Source organism: Spirillospora sp. NPDC046719, from assembly GCF_040645715.1.
GTDB lineage: Bacteria > Actinomycetota > Actinomycetes > Streptosporangiales > Streptosporangiaceae > Spirillospora.
Genome location: NZ_JBEYYT010000144.1, coordinates 1 through 21670 on the forward strand (window position 1 = coordinate 1; position 21670 = coordinate 21670).

At 74.1% G+C, this 21670-nt stretch carries 21 protein-coding genes; 11 read left to right on the forward strand and 10 right to left on the reverse strand.

Translation table 11 applies throughout. The features are described 5' to 3' along the window. Positions 1–548: DUF4097 family beta strand repeat-containing protein (locus ABZ914_RS23985; protein WP_500195795.1), on the reverse strand; the 548-nt coding region annotated here is incomplete at its 3' end. Positions 549–791: 243 nt separating this feature from the next. On the opposite strand from ABZ914_RS23985, the gene ABZ914_RS23990 reads away from it, so the two are divergent. Beyond that, complete coding sequence (locus tag ABZ914_RS23990) at positions 792–1550, forward strand: GbsR/MarR family transcriptional regulator (protein ID WP_500195797.1); 759 nt, start codon at positions 792–794, stop codon at positions 1548–1550. Positions 1551–1646: 96 nt separating this feature from the next. Here the strand turns inward: ABZ914_RS23990 and ABZ914_RS23995 are convergent, their stop codons facing one another. The 3 genes from ABZ914_RS23995 to ABZ914_RS24005 form a co-directional block, all read right to left on the reverse strand. After that, positions 1647–2495, reverse strand: coding sequence for an alpha/beta fold hydrolase (locus tag ABZ914_RS23995; protein ID WP_500195798.1), 849 nt, complete (start codon positions 2493–2495; stop codon positions 1647–1649). Beyond that, on the reverse strand, positions 2495–3421 hold the full coding sequence (locus tag ABZ914_RS24000) for a VOC family protein (protein WP_500195800.1): 927 nt from the start codon (positions 3419–3421) through the stop codon (positions 2495–2497). The genes ABZ914_RS23995 and ABZ914_RS24000 overlap by 1 nt, the downstream gene beginning before the upstream one ends. Before the next feature lie 79 nt (positions 3422–3500). Beyond that, positions 3501–5045: a bifunctional 3-(3-hydroxy-phenyl)propionate/3-hydroxycinnamic acid hydroxylase gene (locus ABZ914_RS24005; RefSeq protein WP_500195801.1), complete on the reverse strand. Its 1545-nt coding sequence runs from the start codon at positions 5043–5045 to the stop codon at positions 3501–3503. A gap of 157 nt (positions 5046–5202) precedes the next feature. Here ABZ914_RS24005 and ABZ914_RS24010 point away from each other — a divergent pair, with 157 nt between their 5' ends. Both ABZ914_RS24010 and ABZ914_RS24015 read left to right on the forward strand, forming a co-directional pair. Beyond that, positions 5203–5874 (forward strand): TetR/AcrR family transcriptional regulator, encoded by a 672-nt coding sequence (locus ABZ914_RS24010; RefSeq protein WP_500195803.1) that lies wholly within the window; start codon positions 5203–5205, stop codon positions 5872–5874. Positions 5875–5903: 29 nt separating this feature from the next. Then, positions 5904–6698, forward strand: a complete 795-nt coding sequence (locus tag ABZ914_RS24015) for an SDR family NAD(P)-dependent oxidoreductase (RefSeq protein WP_500195804.1) — start codon at positions 5904–5906, stop codon at positions 6696–6698. A gap of 53 nt (positions 6699–6751) precedes the next feature. Here the strand turns inward: ABZ914_RS24015 and ABZ914_RS24020 are convergent, their stop codons facing one another. Further along, complete coding sequence (locus ABZ914_RS24020; RefSeq protein ID WP_500195806.1) at positions 6752–7738, reverse strand: zinc-binding dehydrogenase; 987 nt, start codon at positions 7736–7738, stop codon at positions 6752–6754. Positions 7739–7833: 95 nt separating this feature from the next. On the opposite strand from ABZ914_RS24020, the gene ABZ914_RS24025 reads away from it, so the two are divergent. Next, positions 7834–8610 (forward strand): helix-turn-helix transcriptional regulator, encoded by a 777-nt coding sequence (locus ABZ914_RS24025; RefSeq protein ID WP_500195807.1) that lies wholly within the window; start codon positions 7834–7836, stop codon positions 8608–8610. 12 nt (positions 8611–8622) lie between these two features. Here the strand turns inward: ABZ914_RS24025 and ABZ914_RS24030 are convergent, their stop codons facing one another. Next, on the reverse strand, positions 8623–9402 hold the full coding sequence (locus ABZ914_RS24030) for a methylenetetrahydrofolate reductase (RefSeq protein WP_500195809.1): 780 nt from the start codon (positions 9400–9402) through the stop codon (positions 8623–8625). A 70-nt stretch (positions 9403–9472) separates the two neighbouring features. Between ABZ914_RS24030 and ABZ914_RS24035 the strand changes: the two genes are divergently transcribed. Continuing rightward, on the forward strand, positions 9473–10015 hold the full coding sequence (locus ABZ914_RS24035) for an SMI1/KNR4 family protein (protein WP_500195811.1): 543 nt from the start codon (positions 9473–9475) through the stop codon (positions 10013–10015). A 54-nt stretch (positions 10016–10069) separates the two neighbouring features. Here ABZ914_RS24035 and ABZ914_RS24040 read toward each other — a convergent pair whose 3' ends face one another. Further along, entirely contained in the window at positions 10070–10462 is a 393-nt protein-coding gene (locus ABZ914_RS24040; RefSeq protein ID WP_500195812.1) for a winged helix-turn-helix transcriptional regulator, read from the reverse strand. A gap of 118 nt (positions 10463–10580) precedes the next feature. Between ABZ914_RS24040 and ABZ914_RS24045 the strand changes: the two genes are divergently transcribed. Then, positions 10581–11426, forward strand: a complete 846-nt coding sequence (locus ABZ914_RS24045; RefSeq protein WP_500195814.1) for an NAD(P)H-binding protein — start codon at positions 10581–10583, stop codon at positions 11424–11426. A 104-nt stretch (positions 11427–11530) separates the two neighbouring features. On the opposite strand, the gene rox is transcribed toward ABZ914_RS24045, so the two are convergent. After that, positions 11531–12952 (reverse strand): rifampin monooxygenase, encoded by a 1422-nt coding sequence (rox, locus tag ABZ914_RS24050; protein ID WP_500195815.1) that lies wholly within the window; start codon positions 12950–12952, stop codon positions 11531–11533. Positions 12953–13282: 330 nt separating this feature from the next. Here rox and ABZ914_RS24055 point away from each other — a divergent pair, with 330 nt between their 5' ends. From ABZ914_RS24055 to ABZ914_RS24065, 3 genes are all read left to right on the forward strand, one after another. Continuing rightward, a complete protein-coding gene (locus tag ABZ914_RS24055) occupies positions 13283–15073 on the forward strand; it encodes an alpha/beta fold hydrolase (RefSeq protein ID WP_500195817.1) in 1791 nt (596 codons plus the stop codon). Between the two features lie 142 nt (positions 15074–15215). Continuing rightward, positions 15216–16934 (forward strand): N-acyl-D-amino-acid deacylase family protein, encoded by a 1719-nt coding sequence (locus tag ABZ914_RS24060; RefSeq protein WP_500195818.1) that lies wholly within the window; start codon positions 15216–15218, stop codon positions 16932–16934. Beyond that, entirely contained in the window at positions 16931–18511 is a 1581-nt protein-coding gene (locus tag ABZ914_RS24065; RefSeq protein WP_500195820.1) for an AMP-binding protein, read from the forward strand. The genes ABZ914_RS24060 and ABZ914_RS24065 overlap by 4 nt, the downstream gene beginning before the upstream one ends. Before the next feature lie 31 nt (positions 18512–18542). Here the strand turns inward: ABZ914_RS24065 and lexA are convergent, their stop codons facing one another. Beyond that, a complete protein-coding gene (gene lexA / locus ABZ914_RS24070) occupies positions 18543–19214 on the reverse strand; it encodes a transcriptional repressor LexA (RefSeq protein ID WP_500195827.1) in 672 nt (223 codons plus the stop codon). A gap of 127 nt (positions 19215–19341) precedes the next feature. On the opposite strand from lexA, the gene ABZ914_RS24075 reads away from it, so the two are divergent. Together ABZ914_RS24075 and ABZ914_RS24080 are read left to right on the forward strand one after the other, a co-directional pair. Then, the gene (locus tag ABZ914_RS24075) at positions 19342–19929 is read left to right on the forward strand and encodes an RNA polymerase sigma factor (RefSeq protein ID WP_500195822.1); all 588 of its coding nucleotides are present in this window, start codon (positions 19342–19344) and stop codon (positions 19927–19929) included. Next, positions 19926–20921: a hypothetical protein gene (locus ABZ914_RS24080; protein WP_500195824.1), complete on the forward strand. Its 996-nt coding sequence runs from the start codon at positions 19926–19928 to the stop codon at positions 20919–20921. The genes ABZ914_RS24075 and ABZ914_RS24080 overlap by 4 nt, the downstream gene beginning before the upstream one ends. 157 nt (positions 20922–21078) lie before the next feature. Here ABZ914_RS24080 and ABZ914_RS24085 read toward each other — a convergent pair whose 3' ends face one another. Then, complete coding sequence (locus tag ABZ914_RS24085; RefSeq protein ID WP_500195825.1) at positions 21079–21564, reverse strand: Hsp20/alpha crystallin family protein; 486 nt, start codon at positions 21562–21564, stop codon at positions 21079–21081. Between the last annotated feature and the right edge of the window lie 106 nt (positions 21565–21670).

The following is a 21670-nucleotide window of genomic DNA, read 5'->3' on the forward strand; positions in this document are numbered from 1 at the left end:
GCGGCCGAGACGCCCGGGGCGGCGCCGATGGAGATGTCGCCGGACTGGGTGCGCAGGTCGACCTGTCCGGTGCCGGTGGCTTCGGTGATGCGGATCTCGCCGCGCTGGGTGGTGATGTGGGCGGGGCCGTTGAGGCGGCCGACCTCGACGTCGCCGTCGGTGGCGGTCAGCCGCACGCTCCCGGCCTCGTCGATCTTGATCTGCCGGTAGGCGCCGTCGAAGGCGACCTCGCCCAGGCGGCCCACGCCGCGGAACTCGGTCGCGGCGGCCGTGGCCTGCACCCGCGACCCGGCCGGCAGCTGGATCGTCACCTCGACCGCTCCGGTGGACCCGAAGTACTGGTTGCCGGCCGGGGCCTGGACCCGCAGCCGCCCGTCGGCGAACTCCACGCTCACCTGCTCGGCGGCCTTGGCGTCGCGGTTCTTGCCCGGGTCGGCGGGCCGGACCTGCACGCTGGTGTCGGCGCGGTCGGCGGCGATGACCTGCACCCGGCCGGCCGGGACGTCCAGGGTCGCGGTGATCGGGGCGGGGGTGGCGAAGGTGTTCATCGTCTGCTCCTTGCTGAGGGGGGCCGACCTTGCGACCCGCTTGTTTCTGACAACGCAAACGCTACGTTGCCTTTCCAAGTTCAGCAAGAAGCTTGTTGCACGAAACCACTGTCTTCGCTGGTAGCTCCACGATTATTGTTGCAACAAGCTGAAAAGTAACGCAACGAAACGGACGCTCTTGTTGCAATGAAATGAGAGTGAACGCTATGGTGAGGGCGTCCGAGGAGCATGAAGGAGGCCGTGATGCCGGGAGGCAGGCTCACCCAGCAGGAACGCCAGCAGATCGCGGTCGGGCTGGCCGACGGCCTGGCCTACGCCGAGATCGCCAGACGCCTGGAGCGCCCGACCTCGACGATCACGCGCGAGGTGATGCGCAACGGCGGTCCCGCCGGCTACCGCGCGGACCTGGCCCACCGCGCCACCGAGCGCCGCGCCCACCGCCGCCGGCAGGCCGCGCCCCGGGGGCCGGAGGCGCCCCCGCAGGCCGACGGGCGCGACCCCGAGGCCGTGCGCGAGTTCGAGGAGACGCTCACCACCGTCTTCATGGCCTCGGGCACGCCGAAGATGATGGCCCGGGTCATGGCCTGCCTCTACACCACCGACTCCGGCAGCCTCACCGCGTCCGACCTCGCCGGGCGCCTCCAGGTCAGCCCGGCGTCGGTGTCCAAGTCGATCACGTTCCTGGAAGAGCAGGGCCTCGTCCGCAGGGAGCGCGCCGAGGGGCGCCGCGAGCGCTACATCGTCGACGACGACATCTGGTACCAGTCGCTGGTCGCCAGTGCCCAGGCCCTCGTGCAGGTCATGGAGGCCATGCGGCAGGGCGTCGCCGTCCTCGGGCGCGGCACGCCCGCCGCCGACCGCCTCGAAGGCGGGGCCCGCTTCATCGACTTCGTCAGCGAGAGCCTGCTCCGCGCCGCGGAGCAGGCTCGCGAGGTCCTCCACACCGGTACCGGCGCGGCGCCGGAGGGCGTCGTCGCGGAGCCGAGCCCGGCCGGAGGATGAGCGGCCGCTCCCCGGACATGACGGCGGGACGGAGGCGGCCCCGCCGCTCTCCGTCCCGGTCGCCGCTCCGTTCCGCCGCTTTGCGCGCCGTCGCGGCTACGAGGTGCCGCGGATGAAGTCGGTGACGAGCCTGTTGAACTCGTCCGCGTGCTCGATCATCGCCCAGTGGCCGCACCGGTTCAGCAGCACCAGCCGGCTGTCGGGGATGGCGGCGAGCAGGTGCAGCGAGTTCTCGAACGGCACGACCCGGTCGTCCCGCCCGTGGATGAGAAGCGTCGGGACCTGGATGCCGGGCAGCAGCTCCGGCTTGACCCAGATCGGGAGCGGCGCGCCCTTCGGCAGCCCCTCGACGTAGTTGCGCAGGTGCTCGGGGCGGGCCAGCGCCGCGTCCGAACGGGCCTCGCACAGCTCCGGCGTGGCGAACCGGGCCTTGTCGAAGCACATGATCTCGACGAGCCGGCGCATGTTCTCCGGACTCGCGTCGCGGTACGCCTCGATGAGCACCTTCAGGCCCTCGGACGGCCCGTCGCCCGGGGCGAAGAGGGACGGGATCCGCCCCACCGGCGGGCCCATCGTGACCAGGTGGGTGATCCGGTCCGGGTGCTCCGTGGCGAGCCGGAGCGAGGTCTGCCCGCCCATTGAGTTCCCGACGAACGCGGCCTTGGCGATGCCGAGGGCGTCAAGGAACTGGATCGCCGCGTCCACGTGGTCGAGGCGGTCGACGGTCGCGGCGTCCGACTCGCCCCAGCCGGGCATGTCCACCGCGTACACGTGGAAGTGCCGGGCCAGCGCCTCGATGTTGCCGGAGAAGTTGCTCCAGCCCGTCGCGCCGGGGCCGCTTCCGTGCAGCAGGACGACCGGCTGCCCGTCTCCCGCCTCGTAGTAGTGGAGCTTCCAGTCCCGGGTCTGGACGGTGCGGGCTGCCTCGGCCTGGGTCAGTGCCATCAGAGTGCGTCCTTTCCGGAGGCGCGGGAGAGCAGGCCGGCGACGACCTCGGGCGGCCGGTGCCCCCAGCTGTGGAGCCGGTCCAGCGTCCTGACCTGCCAGGTGTCGTCGTCGACGAGCAGGCCGCCCCAGCCGTACTCGACGCTGAAGCCCGACGGCGTCCGCACGTAGAAGCTGAACATGTGGTCGTTGGGGTGCATGCCGAGGGTCATCTCGAACGGCTGCCCCGCGTCCATGCAGCGGTCGTAGGCCATGCCGACGTCGCGGACGTCGGTGACCTCGATCATGAAGTGGTGGGTGCGCTTCGGGTGCGGCATGTCGCCGAACGCGACGGAGTGGTGGCGGGGGTTGCAGCGCAGGAAGATCAGGTCGGCGACGGCGCCGGGCGCGAGCTCCTCGACGATGCGGTCGGAGATCCGGAAGCCGAGCAGCCCCTCGTAGAACTCCAGGTACGTCTCGCGGGCGACGCCCTTCGACAGCAGCACGTGGTGGCCCGCGCCCCCGGCGCCGGTGACGAACTCGCCGAGCAGCGCGTCGGAGTGGAAGGGCTCGGGGGCGTCGGCGAAGCCGGTGACCAGCTCGACGCGGTTGCCCATCGGGTCCGCGGTCACCGCGATGCGGTCGACGGCGCGGGACGCGGCGAGGTCGGCGTCGCCCTCGGCGACCTCGACGCCGGCGGCCGTCAGCCGTTCGATGAGCGCGTCGAGGGCGGCGCCGTCGGTGACCTCGTAGCCGCTGGCCACCAGGTCGTCGGCCGGTCCGCGCCGTACCAGCCACCGGTGGGCCTTCTGGTCGGTGCGGAGGGCGATGGCGTCGGCGGACTTCCCGGCGAGCTGCATGCCGAGCAGGCTCACGCCGAAGTGCTCCCAGTCGTCGAGGCTGCTCGCCTCGTAGACGACGTACGCCAGTTCCTTGACTCCGGTCATCGGGAGTCCTCCTTGCTCTCAGCGCCGCGGTACGGGCGGCGGGACGGGCCGCGGTGCAGGCCGCGGGACGGGCGGCGGGTCATGCGGGGGCGGCGAGGCCGGAGACGTCGGCGGCCGCCACGAACCGGTCGGGGCGCACCGCGACGGCGCGGACGCCGTACCGCGCCAGCCACGGCAGCAGGACCTCGTCGAGGTCGACCAGTTCCTCGGGTCCCCGCGTGTAGGCGGTCTTCGGGCGGACCGCGACGTAGCGGGCGCCGAGCGCGTCCCAGCGCTCCCGCTCCTCGGCGGTGAGCAGTTCCGCCGGGTCGACGTCCGCGCCGAGCAGCACGAAACCGTCGCCGAGCAGGTCGTCGAGGCGCGCCATCCGACCGGTCGCGTCCCCCGTGACGGGCTGCGGGACCATGCGGCCGACGATGCTCGCGTCCCCGACCGGCCCGCGGATCCAGCCCGCCTCCAGCACCGGCGGCGCGGTCAGCGGCGGCTCGAACGGCGTCACCGTGCCCTCGGGGACCCGGTTCATCTCCTCGATCTCCTCCGGGGTCGCCTCCTGCTTGATGACCCGGCCGAGCCCGACGGCGAGGCCGGTGTAGAACGCGGCGTTCGGCCGCCGCTCGGTCTCGTAGGTGTCGAGCCAGCTCTCGTCGAGCTCGCCGGTGAGGACGCGGGCGAGCTTCCAGCACAGGTTGTGGGCGTCGCGCATGCCGGTCTGCATCCCGGCGCCCGCCCACGGGGGCATGAGGTGGGCGGCGTCCCCGGCGAGGAAGACCCGGCCCGACCGCCAGGTGTCGGCCATCCGGGTGTGGTGGCGGTAGAAGGCCCACTGGTGGATCGAGACGTCGTCGGTGGTGACGCCCAGCGCCTTGAGCAGCGGCCAGACGTCGTCCTCGGACGCGAAGTCGGCCTCGGTCTCGTGCGGCTTGAGCGGGATCTCCCAGCGGTGGTTGCCCGCGGACAGCGCGATGTCGACCACCGGGCGCTGCCGGTCGGACCAGAACGTGAGGAAGTCGCGGTCGGGCCACCAGCGCTTGACGCGGCAGTCGATGACGATCCACTGCACGTCGTTCGTGTCGCCGTCCAGCCGGCTGCCGATCATGCCGCGGGTGGGGCTGCCGCCGCCGTCGGCGCCGATCGCGTAGCGGGCGCGGACGGTGCGCTCCTCGCCCGTCGCGGCGTCCACCGCCGTCACCGTGACGCCGTCGGCGTCCTGCTCCAGCCCGGTCACCTCGGCGCCGTAGCGGACGTCGATCAGGTCGCCGCGGTCCTCGGCGCAGGCGCGCAGCTCGGCCTCCATGGCCGGCTGGTAGATGTTGTAGAACCGGGGCCCGGGGCCGAGCGCGGACGGCGGGTGCTCGACGCGCATGATCTCGGTGCCGTCGTAGGTCACCCAGCGCAGCGCCCGCTGCGGCTCGATCACCTTGGTGATCCGCTCGTCGATGCCGAGGCTCTGGAAGATCCGCATCGTCCAGTCGTTGACGGTGACGGCGCGGGCGCGCGGGTAGATGGCGGCGTCCCGCTCGAACGCGACCACCGGGACGCCGCGCTTCGCGAGGGTCAGGGCGGCGGTCACACCGGTGGGGCCGTAACCGACGATCGCGACGTCGGCGTCGAAATGCTGGCTCATGCGGGCTCCGGGGGCGGCTCTTCCGATCAAGTTTTGGACCGGTCGTTCGGTACAACAGTGGCCACCCTCACATGTGTTCCTCCTGGGTGTCCATGAAATTCCGCTCTGCAGAATCGGCGGCGCGAGGGGACCGGGCGGGGCGTCTATGCTTCGACCCGTGGCGGACGAGACGATCGGGAATCGCCGCGGCCGCAGGTCACGGGAGGAGATCCTCGACGTCGCGGCGCGGATCATGGCGGAGCGCGGCTACGCCGCCACCTCGCTGTCGGTGCTGAGCCGGGAGACCGGCCTGCCGAAGAGCGCGGTGTACCACCACTTCCACTCCAAGGCGGGGCTGCTGTCGGCGGTCATGGCGCGCGGCGCCGAGGACTTCTTCGCGGCGATGCGGCGCGCCCAGGCGGGCGGTCCCGAGGGCGGCACCCCGCGCGAGCGGCTGACGTGGTTCCTGCTGCGCACCGGCGAGGTGTTCCTGGACCGCCCGGAGTTCCTGCGCCTGCACCTGCTCCTCGTCATGAGCGCCGAGGCCGCCGAGGCCGAGGTGGACGGCATCATCGAGCGGGTGCGGCGGGACGGCCGCGCGCACATGAACCGGATGATCGCGCTGTCCTTCGCGCCGGAGGGCGAGGAGATCGCGCAGGCCGTCGCGGACGAGCTCGACTACTTCGGCATCGCCGGGTTCGACGGCGCGTTCGTCGCCCTGCAGGCCGAACCGCACCGCGACCTCGCCGGCCAGATGCGGCTGCTCGCGGAGGCGGTGGCCGCGCTCGGCGAGGCGCGGGCGGCCGCGCTGCGCGCCGCCGCCGCGCCGTCCCCGGCCGAGGAGGGCTGACCGGCGGCGACGGGGGAAGGGTCACCGCCATGGACATCGATCTCAGCGGGCGGACCGCCTTCGTCAGCGGCTCCACCCAGGGCATCGGCCGCGCCATCGCCGCGGGGCTGGCCCGGGCCGGAGCGACCACCATCGTCAACGGCCGGTCGGACGGCAGCGTCAGCACTGCCCTCGACGCTCTGCGCGCCGAGCTGCCGGACGCCGACCTGCGGGGCGTGGCCGCCGACGTCGCCACCGCCGAAGGCGCCGAGGCGGTGCGCGCCCAGGCGCCCGACGTCGACATCCTGGTGAACAACCTCGGCATCTTCGGGGCGCGGCCCGTCCTGGAGGTCGACGACGACGAGTGGCGGCGCTACTTCGAGGTCAACGTCCTGTCGGGGGTGCGGCTCGCCCGCCTCTACCTGCCGGGCATGACCGAGCGGGGCTGGGGGCGCGTGCAGTTCATCGCCAGCGACTCGGCGGTGGCGATCCCCGCGGAGATGGTGCACTACGGCGTCTCGAAGACGGCGCTGCTGGCCGTCTCGCGCGGCTACGCGAAGGCCGTCGCGGGGACGGGCGTCACCGTCAACACCGTCTTGGCCGGGCCGACCCACACCGGCGGCGTGGAGGACTTCGTCGCCGAGATGGTCGGGGACGGCCTGCCCTGGGACGAGGCGCAGCGCCGCTTCATGGCCGAGCACCGCCCGAACTCGCTGCTCCAGCGGCTCATCGAGCCCGAGGAGATCGCCAACATGGTCGTCTACCTCAGCTCGCCGCACGCCTCGGCCACCACCGGCGGGGCGGTCCGCGTCGACGGCGGCTACGTCGACGCGATCCTGCCCTAGCGGAGCGCCGCCCGGTCCGGCGAGCACCGGCCCGGCGAGCACCGGCGGCCCGGCTAGGGGATCATGACGACCTTCCCGGTGGCCTGGTCGTTCTCCATGTGGCGGTGGGCCGCGACGACGTCCGCCAAGGCGAAGACCCGGTCGATGTTCGGCCGGTAGACGCCCGCCTCGACCTGCCGGACGATCCTCTGCAGCAGCACGGCGCCCGCCTCGCCCTTGAGGTCGTCGCTGTGGAAGGCCGTGAGCCTCGTCCCGGAGGGGATCATCGCGACCGGCTGGAAGTCCGGGATGGCCCAGCCGCTGAGCGAGCCCGCCACGCACACCGTCCCGCCGCGGCGGACCAGGCTCAGGGAGTCCACCGCCGTGGCCGCTCCGACGAGGTCGAGGACGCGGTCGGGGCCCTCGGGCCAGATCGCCCGCACGTCGTCCCCCAGCGGACCGCCCGCGTCGACGAGGACGTGCGCGGCGCCGGCGGCGGTCAACGCGTCGATCCTGCCCTTCTGCCGGGTGGTGGCCGCGATCTCCAGCCCGTGCGCGGACGCGATCGACAGGGCCGCCATCCCGACCGACGACGTCCCGCCCCGGACGAGCAGCCGCCCGCCGCCGGGCCCCGCGCCCAGCGCGTCCAGCGCGCCCTGCGCCGTCAGGTACGTCTCGGGCAGCGCGGCCAGGACGTCCCAGGGCAGCGTGGTGGCGACCGGCATCAGCAGCGCGTTCGGCAGCAGCGCGTACTCCGCGTAACCGCCGTCGAACTCCCGCCCCATCTCCCCCATCACCGCCGCGACGGTCGTCCCCTCCGGCAGCGCGGGATCGGTCGACACCGCCACGACCCCCACGCACTCGATGCCGAGCACGCGCGGGAACACCACGTTCGGGGAGTGCCCCTGGCGCGTCCTCAGCTCCGACCGGTTCAGGCCCGCGCCCTCGACCCGCACCAGGCTCCAGCCGTCCCGGACCGCCGGGACCGGCACCTCGCGGACCTCCAGCATCTCCGGCCCACCGGCCCCGAGGCAGACGGCCGCCCGCATCGTCGCGCTCATCGCACATCACCTTTCGACGGAAGGGAGAACCCGCGGCTCATGCGTCCACTGTCGCCGGAGGGCGGTGCGGCCGACCACCGTTAGAATGCCAACCCATGCCCGTTGGCCGCCAAGTTCCCCCGCCCGGTCCGACGTCCCGCCTGTGGCCGTCCGGAGGGGCGCACCTGTGGCCGGCGGGCGGGACGAGCGCGGCGCAGACCCACTCGCGCGGGCACCTGGTGTACGCGGCCCGCGGCGTCCTGTCGGTGCACACGGAACACGGCACCTCGATCGTCCCGGCCAACCGGGCCGCCTGGACGCCCGCCGGGTTCACGCACCACCACCGCGCCCACAGCAGCACCGACATGCGGATCGTCTTCCTGCCGGCGTCCCTGGCCCGGCTCGTCCCCGACCGTCCCGCCGTCTACCTGGTCTCGGACCTGGCCCGGGAGATCCTGCTCGCGCTCACGGGCCCGCGCCGCGAGGACCGCGCCGCGGACGCCCGCGCCCGGCTCCGGCGCGTCCTCGTCGACGAGCTCCGCGAGGCGCCCGAGCAGCCGCTGCAGCTGCCCGAACCGCGCGACGACCGGTTGCGGGCCATCGCCCGGACGCTGCGCGAGGACCCCGCCGACGGCACCTCGCTCGCCGGGCTCGGGCGGCGGATCGGAGCCAGCCCCCGGACCCTCAGCCGCCTGTTCCACGACGAGCTCGGCATGACCTTCTACCAGTGGCGCACGCAGCTGCGCGTCCACCACGCGCTCGTCCTCCTCGCCGACGGCCACGACACGACCCGCGTCGCGCACGCCTGCGGCTGGGCGAACCCCAGCGGCTTCATCGCGGCCTTCGCCGACCTCGTCGGCACGACTCCGGGCCGCTACCGGGCGAGCCCGTGACGGCCCCGCCCGTCAGAAGTGCTGCTCCAGGCGGGCGGCGACCTGGCGGTACCTGCTGACGGGCACCAGGTGCACGCCGTCGAAGGCGCCGCTGTCGCGGATCGCCAGCACGTGCTCGCACGCGGCGTCCACCCCGGCGTCCCGGTCCCGCTCGACCGCCGCGACGAGGTCGTCCGGGATGGCGATGTCGGGGATCGCCGCCGCGAGGTTGCGGGCCATGCCGGTGCTCGCCAGCACCATCACCCCCGCGTACACCGGGACGTCCAGCCGGACGCTGTCCCGCCAGCGCAGCAGCGCGTCCAGCGAGTAGCTGACCTGGACGAACACGAAATCGGCCGCGGACTTCCACGCGGGGACCGGCCGCAGCCCGGACGCGACCCCGGCCCGGAACGGCGCGCGTCCCTCGAACGCCGGGTCGTCCGCCGCGGCCCGCGTCTCCTCGATCATGGCGCGCACGGTCAGCTCGCTCGTCCGCCCGCCGACGGTGGGCTTGTCGCCGTAGACGAACAGGAACCGGTCCACCCCGTACGCCGCGGCCGTGAGCAGGTCGCGGCGGAACCCCAGCAGGTTGCGGTCCCGCGAGTTCAGGCACGCGATCCCGGAGGCGCCCATCGCCTGCACCTCGTGGGCGACCGCCACGCTCGACACCGTCGCCCGCCCGATGTGGTTGTCCGGGATCAGGAACGAGTCGGCGACCGGGCTCAGCACGCCGATCTGGTGCCGCACCCGCGCCAGGTCCGGGCGGACGGGCGGTTCGATCTCACAGATCACTTCGAAGCCATCGGCGACCATCCCCGCACCCTACCGGCGCCGCCCCGACCGAGGGGCTGCGGGCGGGCGGGTGATCGCTTAGCCTGCCGGGGTGGCGCACACATCTGACGCTCTCGCCCTGCCCGCTCCCCTGGCCGAGGTGGTCGAGGTCGGCTTCGAGTGGGACTACGACGAGGAGACCGACGAGGCCAGCGGCTGCGACTTCGAGCCGTTCGACCGGTTCGAGGAGCCCGAGCGGACGGCGTGGTGGTTCCGCCTGTGGACGGGGAACCAGGAGGCCGACGGCGGCGAGTTCCGCTTCTTCGGCAAGACCGGCTGCGGCGACTACACCGGCTTCTGGCTGGTGCGGCCCGGTGCGCCGGTCGCGGAGCAGCCCGTCGTCCACATCGGCTCCGAGGGGGAGCGCGGCGTGCTCGCCCGCGACCTCGGCGACCTGCTCTGGCTCTTCGCCGCCGGGCTGGGGCCCGCCGAGGCGTTCGACGACCCGGAGTCACCGGCGGAGCCGAACGACGCCTTTCGCGCGATCGCCGAGCGGCACGCGCCGGGCCGCCACCGCTCGCCCGCCCGGATCGTCGGGGACGCGCGAGCCGAGTTCCCGCATTTCTCCGATCACATCGACGCCATGTGCCGCTGAACGGCGCGCGTCCCGCCCTGGGTCACGCGTTTTCCGGCGTGGACCGCGGCGGTTTCAGCGGGCCGGGTCCTCGTCGTAGTCGTGGCGGGCCCGGTCGACCTTTTCGAGATTGGCCGACGCCCATTCCGCGAGATGGGCGAAGAGCGGCCCGAGGCTGCGGCCGAGGTCGCTGATCTCGTACTCGACCCGGGGCGGGACCTCGGGGTGGTAGGTGCGCACCACGAGGCCGTCGCGTTCGAGCTGCCGCAGGCGCTGCGTCAGGACCTTCGGGGTGATCGTGGCGATCCGCCGCTGCAGCTCGACGAAGCGCTGCCGGCCGTCCTGGTGGAGCGTCCACAGGATCGGGGTCGTCCACCGGCTGAACACGATGTCGACGACCGGCGCGATCGGGCACGCCTGCTCCGGGTCGGCCGTCGCGGCCGCGGTGCCCCACGTCTTCTCGGCCATGCGGATCCCCTCTGAGGTAGTCACTTTCCTGTAGGTACCTACTATATCCAGGATGTTAGCGTCGTCGGCGTCCACCACGGACCGCTCGTTCGAGCGGGGGAACGGCAGGAGACCGATCATGATCGTTGTTACCGGAGCGACCGGGAACGTCGGCGGCGCGCTGGTGCGGGTGCTCGCGGAGGCGGGCGAGAAGGTGACCGCCACGTCCCGGAACATCACGGAGGCGGACGTCCCCGGCGGCGTCGAGCACGTGAAGGCGGACCTCGTCGACGCCGCGAGCCTGCGCCCGGTGCTCGACGGCGCCGACGCGCTGTTCCTGCAGAGCGGCGGCGCCAGCGCGCACCTGCTGCGGACGGACGAGATCCTCGCCGCGGCCGCGAAGGCCGGCGTCCGCCGGGTGGTGCTGCTGTCCTCGCTGGGCGTGGCGACGCGTCCGGACTCGGCGTCGCACGGGGTCGTCGGGCTGGCGATCGAGGAGGCCGTGCGCGGATCGGGCCTGGACTGGACGATCCTGCGGCCGGGCAACTTCGCGTCCAACAGCTACGCCTGGATCCCGTCGGTGCGCGCCGAGCGGACCGTCATGGCGCCGTTCGGCGACGTGGCGCTGCCGACCGTCGACCCGCGGGACATCGCCGAGGTCGCCGCCGCGGCGCTGCGCGAGGACGGGCACGCCGGGCGGTTCTACGAGCTGACCGGGCCCGTCCCGATCACGCCGCGCGAGCAGGCGGAGGCGATCGGGGCGGTGCTGGGCGAGCCGGTCCGGTTCGCGGAGCTGACCCCCGACGAGGCGCGGGCGCGGATGCTGGACTTCATGCCGCCGGACGTGGCCGAGACGACGCTGGAGGTCCTGGGCTCGCCGACCCCGGCCGAGCAGCGGGTCAGCCCGGACGTCGAGAACGTGCTGAAGCGGGCGCCGCGAACGTACGCGGACTGGGTGCGCGACCACATCGCCGCGTTCCGTTGACCGGCCGAGGGGCGGCCCCGTCCGCGGGACGGACCGCCCCCGGCCGGCCTCAGCACGACCTTGGCCGGCCTCAGCCGACGACCGGCCGCAGCCGACGACCGGGCTCAGGCAGCGGCGGCGCCGAACCATCGGGGCAGGTGGCCGAGCAGGTCCTCTTGGTCGTCGCCGACCCACGCCACGTGGCCGTCCGGCCGCAGCAGAGCCGCGGGCACGTCCAGGCGGTCGTCGACGACGTGGCCGACGCGCGACTCCCATCCCGCGACGGAGAGCAGGCCGGTCCGGTCGAGCAGCAGCCCGCGGCCGTCGCGCATCAGTTCGTAGAGGCGGCCGGGCTTGAGCTCGACGTCCCGCATCCGGCGGCCGACCAGCCCGTGCTCCCCGCCGAGGTCGTACCGGACGCCGGTCGCGATGATCTTCTCGATCAGGTACCGGTTGACCTCCTCGAAGTCCATCAGCTCCGCCATCAGCCGGCGCACCGCCCGCGGTCCGGGCTCGTTGGACATCAGCACCCCCTGCGCGCGGGTGTTGTTCAGCACCTCGGCGGCCACCGGGCGGCGCTCGGCGCCGTAGCTGTCCAGCAGCCCGTCCGGTGCCCAGCCGGCGACCTCCGCCGCCAGCTTCCAGCCGAGGTTGAACGCGTCCTGGACGCCGAGGTTGAGGCCCTGCCCGCCGAGCGGCGGGTGGACGTGCGCCGCGTCCCCCGCCAGCAGGACCCGGCCGTCCCGGTAGCGGTCGGCGAGGCGGGTGGCGTCGGTGAACCGGGACAGCCAGCGCGGCGAGTGGATCCCGAAGTCGGTACCCGCGTACGCCCGCAGCTGCCGCGCGAACTCCTCCAGCGTCGGCGGGACGGTGCGGTCCTCGGTCACACCCGCGGCGGGCACGATGACCCGGAACAGGCCGTTCTCGAGCCGCCCGGCGGCGAAGAACAGCTCGGTCTTGCGGATCTCCGCGACGATGCCGGCGACCGTCTCGGGGTCCGCGGTCGCCTCCATCTCGCCGACCAGCGTCTCCCTGCTCGCGGGCTCGCCGGAGAACCCGATGCCGAGCAGCTTGCGGACCGTGCTGCGGCCGCCGTCGCATCCGACGAGGTAGCGGGCGCGCAGCCGGGTGCCGTCGGCCAGTTCGGCGGTCACCCCGTGGTCGTCCTGGCTCAGCCCGGTCAGCTCGTGTCCGCGCCGGATCTCGGCGCCGGACTCGGCGGCGTGCTCCTCCAGCAGGCGGTCGGTGACGGTCTGCACGATGCCGAGGACGTAGGGGTGCGTGGTGTCCAGGTTCTCGGGCGCCGGCTTGGTGATGCCCGCGAAGAAGCCGCCGAGCGGGTACTTCCGGCCGTGTTCGAGGAACCGGTCCAGCAGGCCGCGCTGGTCCATCACCTCGATGCTGCGGACGTGGATCCCGAGCGCGCGGACGTGCGGGGCCGGCTCGGCGTTCTTCTCCAGGACGAGCACGCGCGCGCCCTGCAGCCGCAGTTCTCCGGCCAGCATCATGCCGGTGGGTCCGCCACCGGCGATGATCACATCGAACATGAATTCAATTCCCCGTTCACCGTGGTGATTTCCGGCCGTTCGACCCGCCGGGTTCAGCCGCGTGGACATGCTGAATTCCCGCTGGTTCCGGCACCGGCCGTAGATTCTGCGCCATGACCCGGGTCTTGCCGCAAGGCCCCCTGTGCGCTATAGATTGATAGTGGCAGGGAGATGTTTTCTCCCTGCTTTTTTCGTCTGCTGAGACGCGCCGCCGTTCCGGTTCCGCGAACGCCCGAAGCGCGTCCTCGACGCCCCTCCTCGACGGCCCCGGAGGCCACCGCCGAACCCCGGCGCGCTTGACGAATAGGTAGACCGGTCTACTATCTCCTCATGGTCAGTACCCAGAGAGACGGCGGCGGGGACAGGTACGCGCTGGTGTTCGGCGCGAGCGGCTTCATCGGGCGCCACCTGGTCCTCGCGCTCGGCCGGGCGGGCGTCCGGGTCGGCACGGCGAACCGGAGCCCGGAGTCCCACCGGCGGCTCGTCCGCTGGCTGGACGAGCACGGGCACGGCGAACCCCCGGCCGACCTGCGCGCCGACTTCGCCGCACCGGCGCTGGTCGAGGACGCCTGCGAAGGCGTCACCGAGGTCTACAACTGCTCCGGCGCCTACCGGTTCGGGATGCGGGCGGACGAGGCGCGCCGCGCGAACGTCGACGGCGTGCGCGCGATCGTCGCGTTCGCGGCGCGGCTGCCGCGCCTGCGCCGCCTGGTGCACGTCTCGGGGTACCGCGTCGGCGGGCAGGACCCGGCCGAGTGGAGCGAGGAGCGGCGGCGGGAGGCCTACCGGGCGCTCGGCGCGTACGAGGCGTCCAAGGCCGAGGCGGACGCCGTGTTCCAGGCGGAGGCGGCGCGGCTGGGCGTCCCGTGGTCGATCGTGAACCCGCCCAGCGTCATCGGTGACAGCGCCACCGGGGAGTCCGACCAGTACCTGGGGCTCGCGTCGACCGTGCGGGACCTCTGGACGGGCTCGCTCGCGGCGGTGCCGGGCAACGCGCGGACGTTCGTCCCGGTGGTCGCGGTCGACTACCTCGCCCGGTTCATGACGCTGCTTCCGGACGACGAGGCCGCCGAGGGCACCGCCTACTGGCCGCTGGACGACGGCACGCCCGCCCTGCCGGACCTCCTCGCGCTCGCCGCCGAGCACTACCGGGTCCGGGCGCCCCGCGCGCGGATCCCGGTGTCCCTGGTCAAGCGCCTGCCCCGGTCGCTCACCAAGGCCGACCCCGAGACGCTGACGTTCCTGTCGGAGGACCGGTACCCGACCGCTTCGGCGTCCGCGTTCGCCGCGCGCCACGGGCTGGCCATGCCGGACACCGCCACGACGATCCGCCGCTGGGCCGACCATCTGGCGGCGCACCGCTTCGGGGAGGCCGGGGGCGGGACGCGGCGGTTCACGGCGCCCGCCGGGGTGCGGACGTTCGAGCTCGGCGAGCCGGACGCCCCGACGGTGATCCTGCCGGGCTTGCCGGTGAACGCCTGCTCCTGGGCTCCGGTGGTCGCGGCGCTGGGCCGCGCCCGCGCCGTCGACCTGCCGGGGCTGGGGATGAGCGCCGGGCACCGCGACGACTGGCCGGCCTGGCTGTCCGCGCTGGTGACCGGGACCGGCGCCCGTCATCTGGTGGGCCATTCCCTCGGCGCGGCCGCCGCCGTCGAGGCCGCGGCCGCCCATCCGGAGGCGGTGGAGCGGCTCACCCTCGTCTCGCCGTTCTTCCTTCAGGCGCGTCCTGCCCGCCTCGCCCGCTGGGCGCCGTCGGCCCGCCTTTATCTGCGGCGTGTGTCGTCCGAGGCGCTGTCCGTGCGGCTCACCGGCACGGCGGCGCACGCGGCCGCGCTCCAGTCAAGCGCGGCGGACCTCCACCGAGGCTCCGTCGCTGCCACCGCCGCCCGGTACCTCGCCGAGACAGCGGATCCCCGATGGCGTGACGACCTCCGGGCCGGGCTGCGCCGCCATCGCGGGCCCGTGCACGTCATCGTCGGCTCCGAGGACCCGCTCGCCCCCGAGGGGCGGGCCCTGCTGGACGCGCTTCCGCAGGTCACGGTGACGGTCATCGACGGCGCGGGCCATCACCCCCAGCTCACCCATCGGGAGGACGTGATCCGGGCCATCGACGGCGCGTGAGCGGCCGGCCGCCGGCGGCCCCCTTGTCCGTGCCGGGACGCGGCGTCACGATGGCAGATACCGGCCAATCGCTTGTTCGGTACGAGACGCCGATCTAGACATAAGTCTCAAAGTGGGGTGCGAGTCGCGAGGAGTGACCCCGATGGATGATCTGGTGATCAGGAACGCCCGGGTCGTGGACGGCACCGGCGCACCCCCCTACCCCGCCGACGTCGCCGTCACCGGCGACCGCATCACCGCCGTCGGCCCCGGCGCCGGGCCCGGCCGCCGCACGGTCGACGCGGACGGCGCGCTGCTCACCCCCGGGTTCGTGGACATCCACACCCACTACGACGGGCAGGCCACCTGGGACCCGATCCTCGCGCCGTCGTCCTGGCACGGGGTCACCACGGCGGTCATGGGCAACTGCGGCGTCGGGTTCGCGCCCGCCCGGCCCGACCGGCACGCCTGGCTGATCGGGCTGATGGAGGGCGTCGAGGACATCCCCGGCAGCGCGCTCACCGAGGGCATCACCTGGGAGTGGGAGAGCTTCCCGGAGTTCCTCGACGCGCTGGACCGCACGCCCCGCACCATGGACCTCGGCACGCAGGTCCCGCACGGCGCCGTCCGCGCGTACGTGATGGGCGAGCGCGGCGCCCGCAACGAGCCCGCCACCGCCGACGACATCGCCGCGATGAAGGCGATCGTCAAGGAGGGCGTGGCCGCCGGGGCGCTCGGCTTCTCCACCTCCCGCACGCTCGCCCACCGCGCGATCGACGGCGAGCCGGTGCCCGGCACGTACGCGGCCGAGGAGGAGCTGTTCGGGATCGGCGAGGCGCTCCGCGAGCTGGACGCCGGGGTCTACGAGATCGCCCCCGTGGGCGCGGCCGGCGAGGACGTCAACGCCCCGCCGGACGAGGTCCGGTGGATGCGGCGGCTGGCGGAGGCGACCGGCCGCCCGGTGTCGTTCGCGCTCCTCCAGGTCGACGCCGCGCCGGACCTGTGGCGCGAGCTGATGCGGCTGTCCGCCGGCACCGACGCGCGGCTGTACCCGCAGGTGGCGGGGCGGCCGTTCGGGATGCTGATCGGGCTGGAGACGCTGCACGCGTTCGGCGACCATCCGACGTACGTGTCCGAGCTGGCGCTGCTGCCGCTGCCCGAGCGGGTGAGGCGGATGCGCGACCCGGACGTCCGCGCGCGGATCCTCGCCGAGCGCCCGCCGCAGGAGGACCTCCTCGCCGCCATGGTCCGCGGCTGCCTGGACCGGCTGTTCCCGCTGGACGGCGACCGTCCCGACTACGAGCCCGCGCCGGACGAGTCGGTGGCGGCCCGCGCGGCGGCGACCGGCCGCGACCCGCTGGAGATGCTGTACGACCTGCTGCTGGAGGACGACGGCCGCAACCTGCTCCTGCTGCCGCTGCTGAACTACTCCGAGCGCAGCCTCGACCCCGTCCGCGAGATGCTCACCCATCCGCGCGCGGTGCTCGGGCTCGGCGACGGCGGCGCGCACTGCGGCTTCATCTGCGACGCGTCGCTGCCCACGACCATGCTGAGCCACTGGGCGCGGGACCGGCGGCGCGGCGAGAAGCTGCCCCTGGAGCACGTCGTGCGGCTGATGACCCGCGACACGGCCCGCCTGTACGGGCTGGAGGACCGGGGCGTCATCGCCCCGGGCAAGAAGGCCGACCTCAACCTCATCGACTTCGACCGCGTCGCCAACCGCCGCCCGGAGATGCGGTACGACCTGCCCGCGGGCGGGCGGCGGCTGGTGCAGCGGGCCGACGGGTACCTCGCGACGTTCGTCTCCGGAACGCAGGTCTTCGCGGACGGCGAGCACACCGGCGAGCTGCCCGGACGGCTGGTCCGGGGAGCGCGTTCGTGACGCGCCGCTTCAACCTGGCGGACCTCTTCGAGGTGGTCGCCGGCGCCTGCCCGGACCGCACCGCGCTCGTCGCCGGACCCGTCCGGTCGACGTACGCCGAGCTGGACGCCCGCGCGAACCGCGTCGCGCACCATCTCGCCGGCGCGGGCGTGCGGCCGGGCGACCACGTCGGGATCCTCGCCTACAACCGGGCCGAATGGGTCGAGACGATGCTCGGCTGCTTCAAGCTCCGCGCCGCCCCCGTCAACGTCAACTACCGGTACGTCGCGGGCGAGCTGGCGCACCTGCTCGGCGACGCGGGCTGCGTCGCGCTGGTCGCCGAACGGTCCCTGCTCGGCGGCGTCGACCGCGACCGGCTGCCGCGGCTGCGGCACACCGTCGCCATCGACGACGGCTCCCCTGCCGAGGCGGCCGCCGACGCCGAGTACGAGAAGGCGCTGGCCGCCGCGTCCCCGGACGGGGGTTTCGGGCCGCGCTCGCCCGACGACCCCTACCTGCTCTACACCGGCGGCACCACCGGCCTGCCCAAGGGCGTCCTGTGGAGATCGGAGGACCTGTTCTTCGCGGCCCTGGGCGGCGGCGCGTACGGCGGCGGCTCCGTCGTCGCGTCCCCCGAGGAGCTGGCCGGATGCGCGGCGCGGGAGCCGCTGCGCATCCAGGTGCACGCCCCGCTGATGCACGGCGGCGGCCAGTGGATGACGCTGATCGCCCTCACCACGGGCGGGACGGCGATCCTGTGGACCGGGCGGCACTTCGACGCGCGGGCCGCGCTGGAGCTCGCCGCGCGCGAGCGCAGCCAGGTGTTCATGCTGGTCGGCAACGGGATGGCCGGGCCCGTCGCGGACGAGCTGGCCACCGGCGCGCACCCGGACCTGGAGATCTTCGGGTTCGGGTCGGGCGGCGCGCCGCTGTCGTCCGGCGTGAGGGAGCGGCTGCGGGCCGCGCTGCCGGACGTCTACATCTCCGACAACCTCGGCGGCACCGAGACCGGCGCGATGGGCGTCAGCGTCGGCGACGGACGCTTCGCGCTCGCCCCCGGGTTCGCGGTCCTCGGCGACGACCTGCGCCCGGTGCCGCCCGGCGCCGAGGGGCTGGTGGCCCGCACCGGCCACATCCCCCTCGCGTACTGGGGCGACGAGGCGAAGACCGCCGCGACGTTCGTGCGCGACCCGGACGGCAGGCGGTGGGCGCTGCAGGGCGACCACGCGCACGTCGAGGACGACGGCACGGTCACGCTGCTCGGCCGGGGGTCGCTGGTCATCAACACCGGCGGCGAGAAGGTGTTCGCGGAGGAGGTCGAGACGGTCCTGCGCGGCCACCCGTCCGTCGCGGACGCCGTGGTCGTGGGCGCCGCCGACCCGAGGTTCGGCCACCGCGTCGCCGCCGTCGTGACCTGGGCGGACGGAACGCCCGCCGAGGAGGAGGCGCGCACCGGGGAGGAGGCGCTGATCGCGCACTGCCGGGAGCGGCTCGCGGGCTACAAGGTGCCGCGCGTCTACCGCTTCGTGGACGCCGTGCGGCGCACGCCCGTCGGCAAGCCCGACTACGCCTGGGCCCGCACCGTCGTCTCGTCCTGAGCCCGCCCGGGATTCCGGACGCGGCGCCGGTTCAGACGCTGCGCAGGACCGAGACGACGATGCCGAGGATGACGGCGCGGTCGCCGTCGATGACGTCGTACGCGGGGTTGCGGGGTTCGAGGAGGACGTGCCCGCCGCGGCGCCGGTAGACCTTCACGGTGGCCTCGCCGTCGATCATCGCGGCGACGATCTGCCCCGAGTGCGCCTCGGGCTGCTGCCGGACCACGACGGTGTCGCCGTCGCAGATCGCGGCCTCGATCATCGAGTCGCCGCGCACCCGCAGCGCGAAGACGGTGCCGCGCCCGACGAGCTCGCGGGGCAGCGCGAGCACGTCCTCGGCGTGCTGCTCGGCGGTGATGGGCGCGCCGGCGGCGATGTCGCCGACGACCGGGACGGGCACCGCGTCCCCGGCGGGCGCCTCGTCCGCGGCGTCCCGCAGGAAGGACCGCACGTCGATCGGGCGGGCGACGGCGGCGCCCCGCCGCAGGAAGCCCTTGTCCTCCAGGCTGGCGAGATGCCGCGACACCGACGACGATGACCGCAGGCCGACGGCGTCGCCGATCTGCCGCGTGCTCGGCGGGTAGCCGTACCGGACGACCCAGTCCCGGATCGTGGCCAGGATCCGCTGCTGGCGCGGCGGGAGGGCGGAGACGTCCAGGCCCTCGAACGCATGATGATCGTGATAGGCGGCCACCCGCGGAATTGTAGAGGTCCCGCGGCCCCGCGCGGGTGGAGGCGCGGGCGGCGTCGCTCGCCGGGCGGCGGTGAAATGCTCGGCCGCCGCCGGACATGTGGTGGTCGTCCGGTCCGCACGGCGAGAGGAAACCCACGTGTCCGCCACCTCGGAACCACCCCCGCCCGACGAACGGCGGCGCCGCTTCGAGCACGTCTACGCGGCCCACCGCGCCGGGATCCTCGGCTACGCGCTGCGCCGCACGGCCGATCCGCAGGACGCGGCGGACGTGCTCGCCGAGACGTTCCTGGTCGCCTGGCGGCGGCTGGACGACGTGCCGCGCGGCGACGCGGCCCGGCTGTGGCTGTACGGCGTCGCGCGCCGCGTGCTGGCGAACCACCACCGGGGCGAGCGCCGCCGGTCGGCGCTGGTCGGCGACCTGGCGGGGCGGCTGCGCAGCGATCTCGCGGCGCACCGCGTGCCGCCGCCGGACGGGGAGCTCGCCGCGATCGCGGCGGCGTTCGGCGAGCTGTCCGAGGGCGACCGGGAGCTGCTGTCGCTGGTCGGCTGGGAGGGCCTGGACCACGGCGAGATCGCCGCGGTGCTCGGGTGCTCCCGCAACGCGGTGCGGATCCGGCTGCACCGGGCCCGCCGCCGGTTCGCCCGCGCCCTGGACCGGCAGGGGGCCCAGGCCCCGAACGCCCACGCCATGCCCGCAGCGGTCATCAACGGAGAACGCGCATGAACCACGACATCGACCCGCTCATCGGCCGCCTCGCCCCCGTCACCGACGCCCGCGCCGCCGAGCTGCTCACCGACGAGACGGCCGCCGACCTGGCCGGACGCATCCTCGCCGCGCCCGCCGAAGCCGCCGGCCCCACCGCCGCGGACCCGGTCCCCGCCAAGCCCCGGGCGCGCCGGCGGCTCGCCATCGGGCTTCCGCTGCTGGCCACCGGAGTCGCCGCGGCGGCGGTCGCCGCGACGCTCGTCACGCAGTCCGGGGGCTCCGGCGATCCCGGGCGCGACCCCGTACGGCCCGCGCCGCCCACGAGCTCGCACGGGCGGGTGCAGCTGGCCGCCGCGCTCAGCTTCACCCGCAAGGGCGGCTACATCGACGTGCGGATCCGCGACCCCTACGCCGACCCCGCGCGCTACAAGCAGGAGTTCGCCGCGCACGGCCTGCACGTCGGCCTGAGCCTGGTGCCCGTCTCGCCCTCGATCGTGGGCACCGTCGTGATGGAGGACACCAGCGAGGGGACGCGCCCCGGCGACGTCACCGAGATCCGCGTCAAGGGCGCCTGCGAGGTCGCGAGCGGCGGGGACGACTGCACGGTGGGGGTGCGGATCCGGAAGGGCTACACGGGAACCGCCACGATCGTCTTCGGGCGCGCGGCCCGGCACGGCGAGCAGTACCAGAGCACCGCCCAGGCGACCGCGCGCGGCGAGGCCATGCACGGGATGGCGTACCGGGGGCGGCACCTGTCGGAGGTGCTGGCCGCGCTGGCGAAGCGGAAGGTCACCGTCCCCGAGTACCGGGTGATGGTGGGCAACGACAGCCAGGTTCGCTACCCGGGGCAGGTTCCGGGGAACTGGTACGTGCACGACGCCGTCCCGTGGGCGGACGGCCAGGTGATGCTCTTCGTCGGCCCCAAGCCGACCGAGGACCTGGAATCGGGCGCGCCGCCGGCGGCGTCGCCGACGCCGACCGCCGCCCCCGGCTCGCCGTCCGCGCCCTGACCGCGGGCCGTTCCGTGACCCGCGAGGGCCGGGCGGTTCGGGCGGGGACCACGCCCGTCGGCCGGCCCGCCTGAACGGGCGACATGACAAAGCGCAGGCTCGTCGCCGATGTGGCGGCGAGCCCGCGCGGTCGTTGCCGGCCGGAGCGGCGCCTGGATCAGGCGTCCTGCCCGGTGCCGGTCTCGGCGTTTTCCTCGGTGCTGGTCACGGCCGGCTGCCCGCCGACGGTGACGGCGACGCGGCGCGGCGAGGTCTCGGCGAACGCGCCGGCGACCCGGATCTTCAGCACGCCCGCGTCGTAGTCGGCCGTGACGGCGTCGGCGGTGACGTGCTCGGGCAGCACGAACTCGCGGCGGAACGCGCCGTAGCGCACCTCGCGGCGGCCGCGCTCCCCGGTCCGCTCGTCGCGGCGCTCACCGCGGACGACGAGCCGCCCCGACTCGACCTCGATCGCGACGTCCTTGCCCGCGTCCAGGCCCGGCAGGTCCAGGCTCACGACGGCGTCCTGCCCGTCCCGGACCACCTCGGCGGTCGGGACGAACCCGGCGAACCGCTCGTCGGCGCGGTAGGGGGCGAAGGCGCGCCGGACCAGCGCGTCGAACTCGGTGAAGGGGTCCCGCTGCCACAACGTCAGGCTGCTCATCTCGATCTCCTCGTCTCACTCCTGCGGCTTCTGACTTAGTAAACATGAGTCGGGTAGACTCAATTCCCACCCGAGGAGGAGATCTCACGCGGACGCGAGGCGGCGG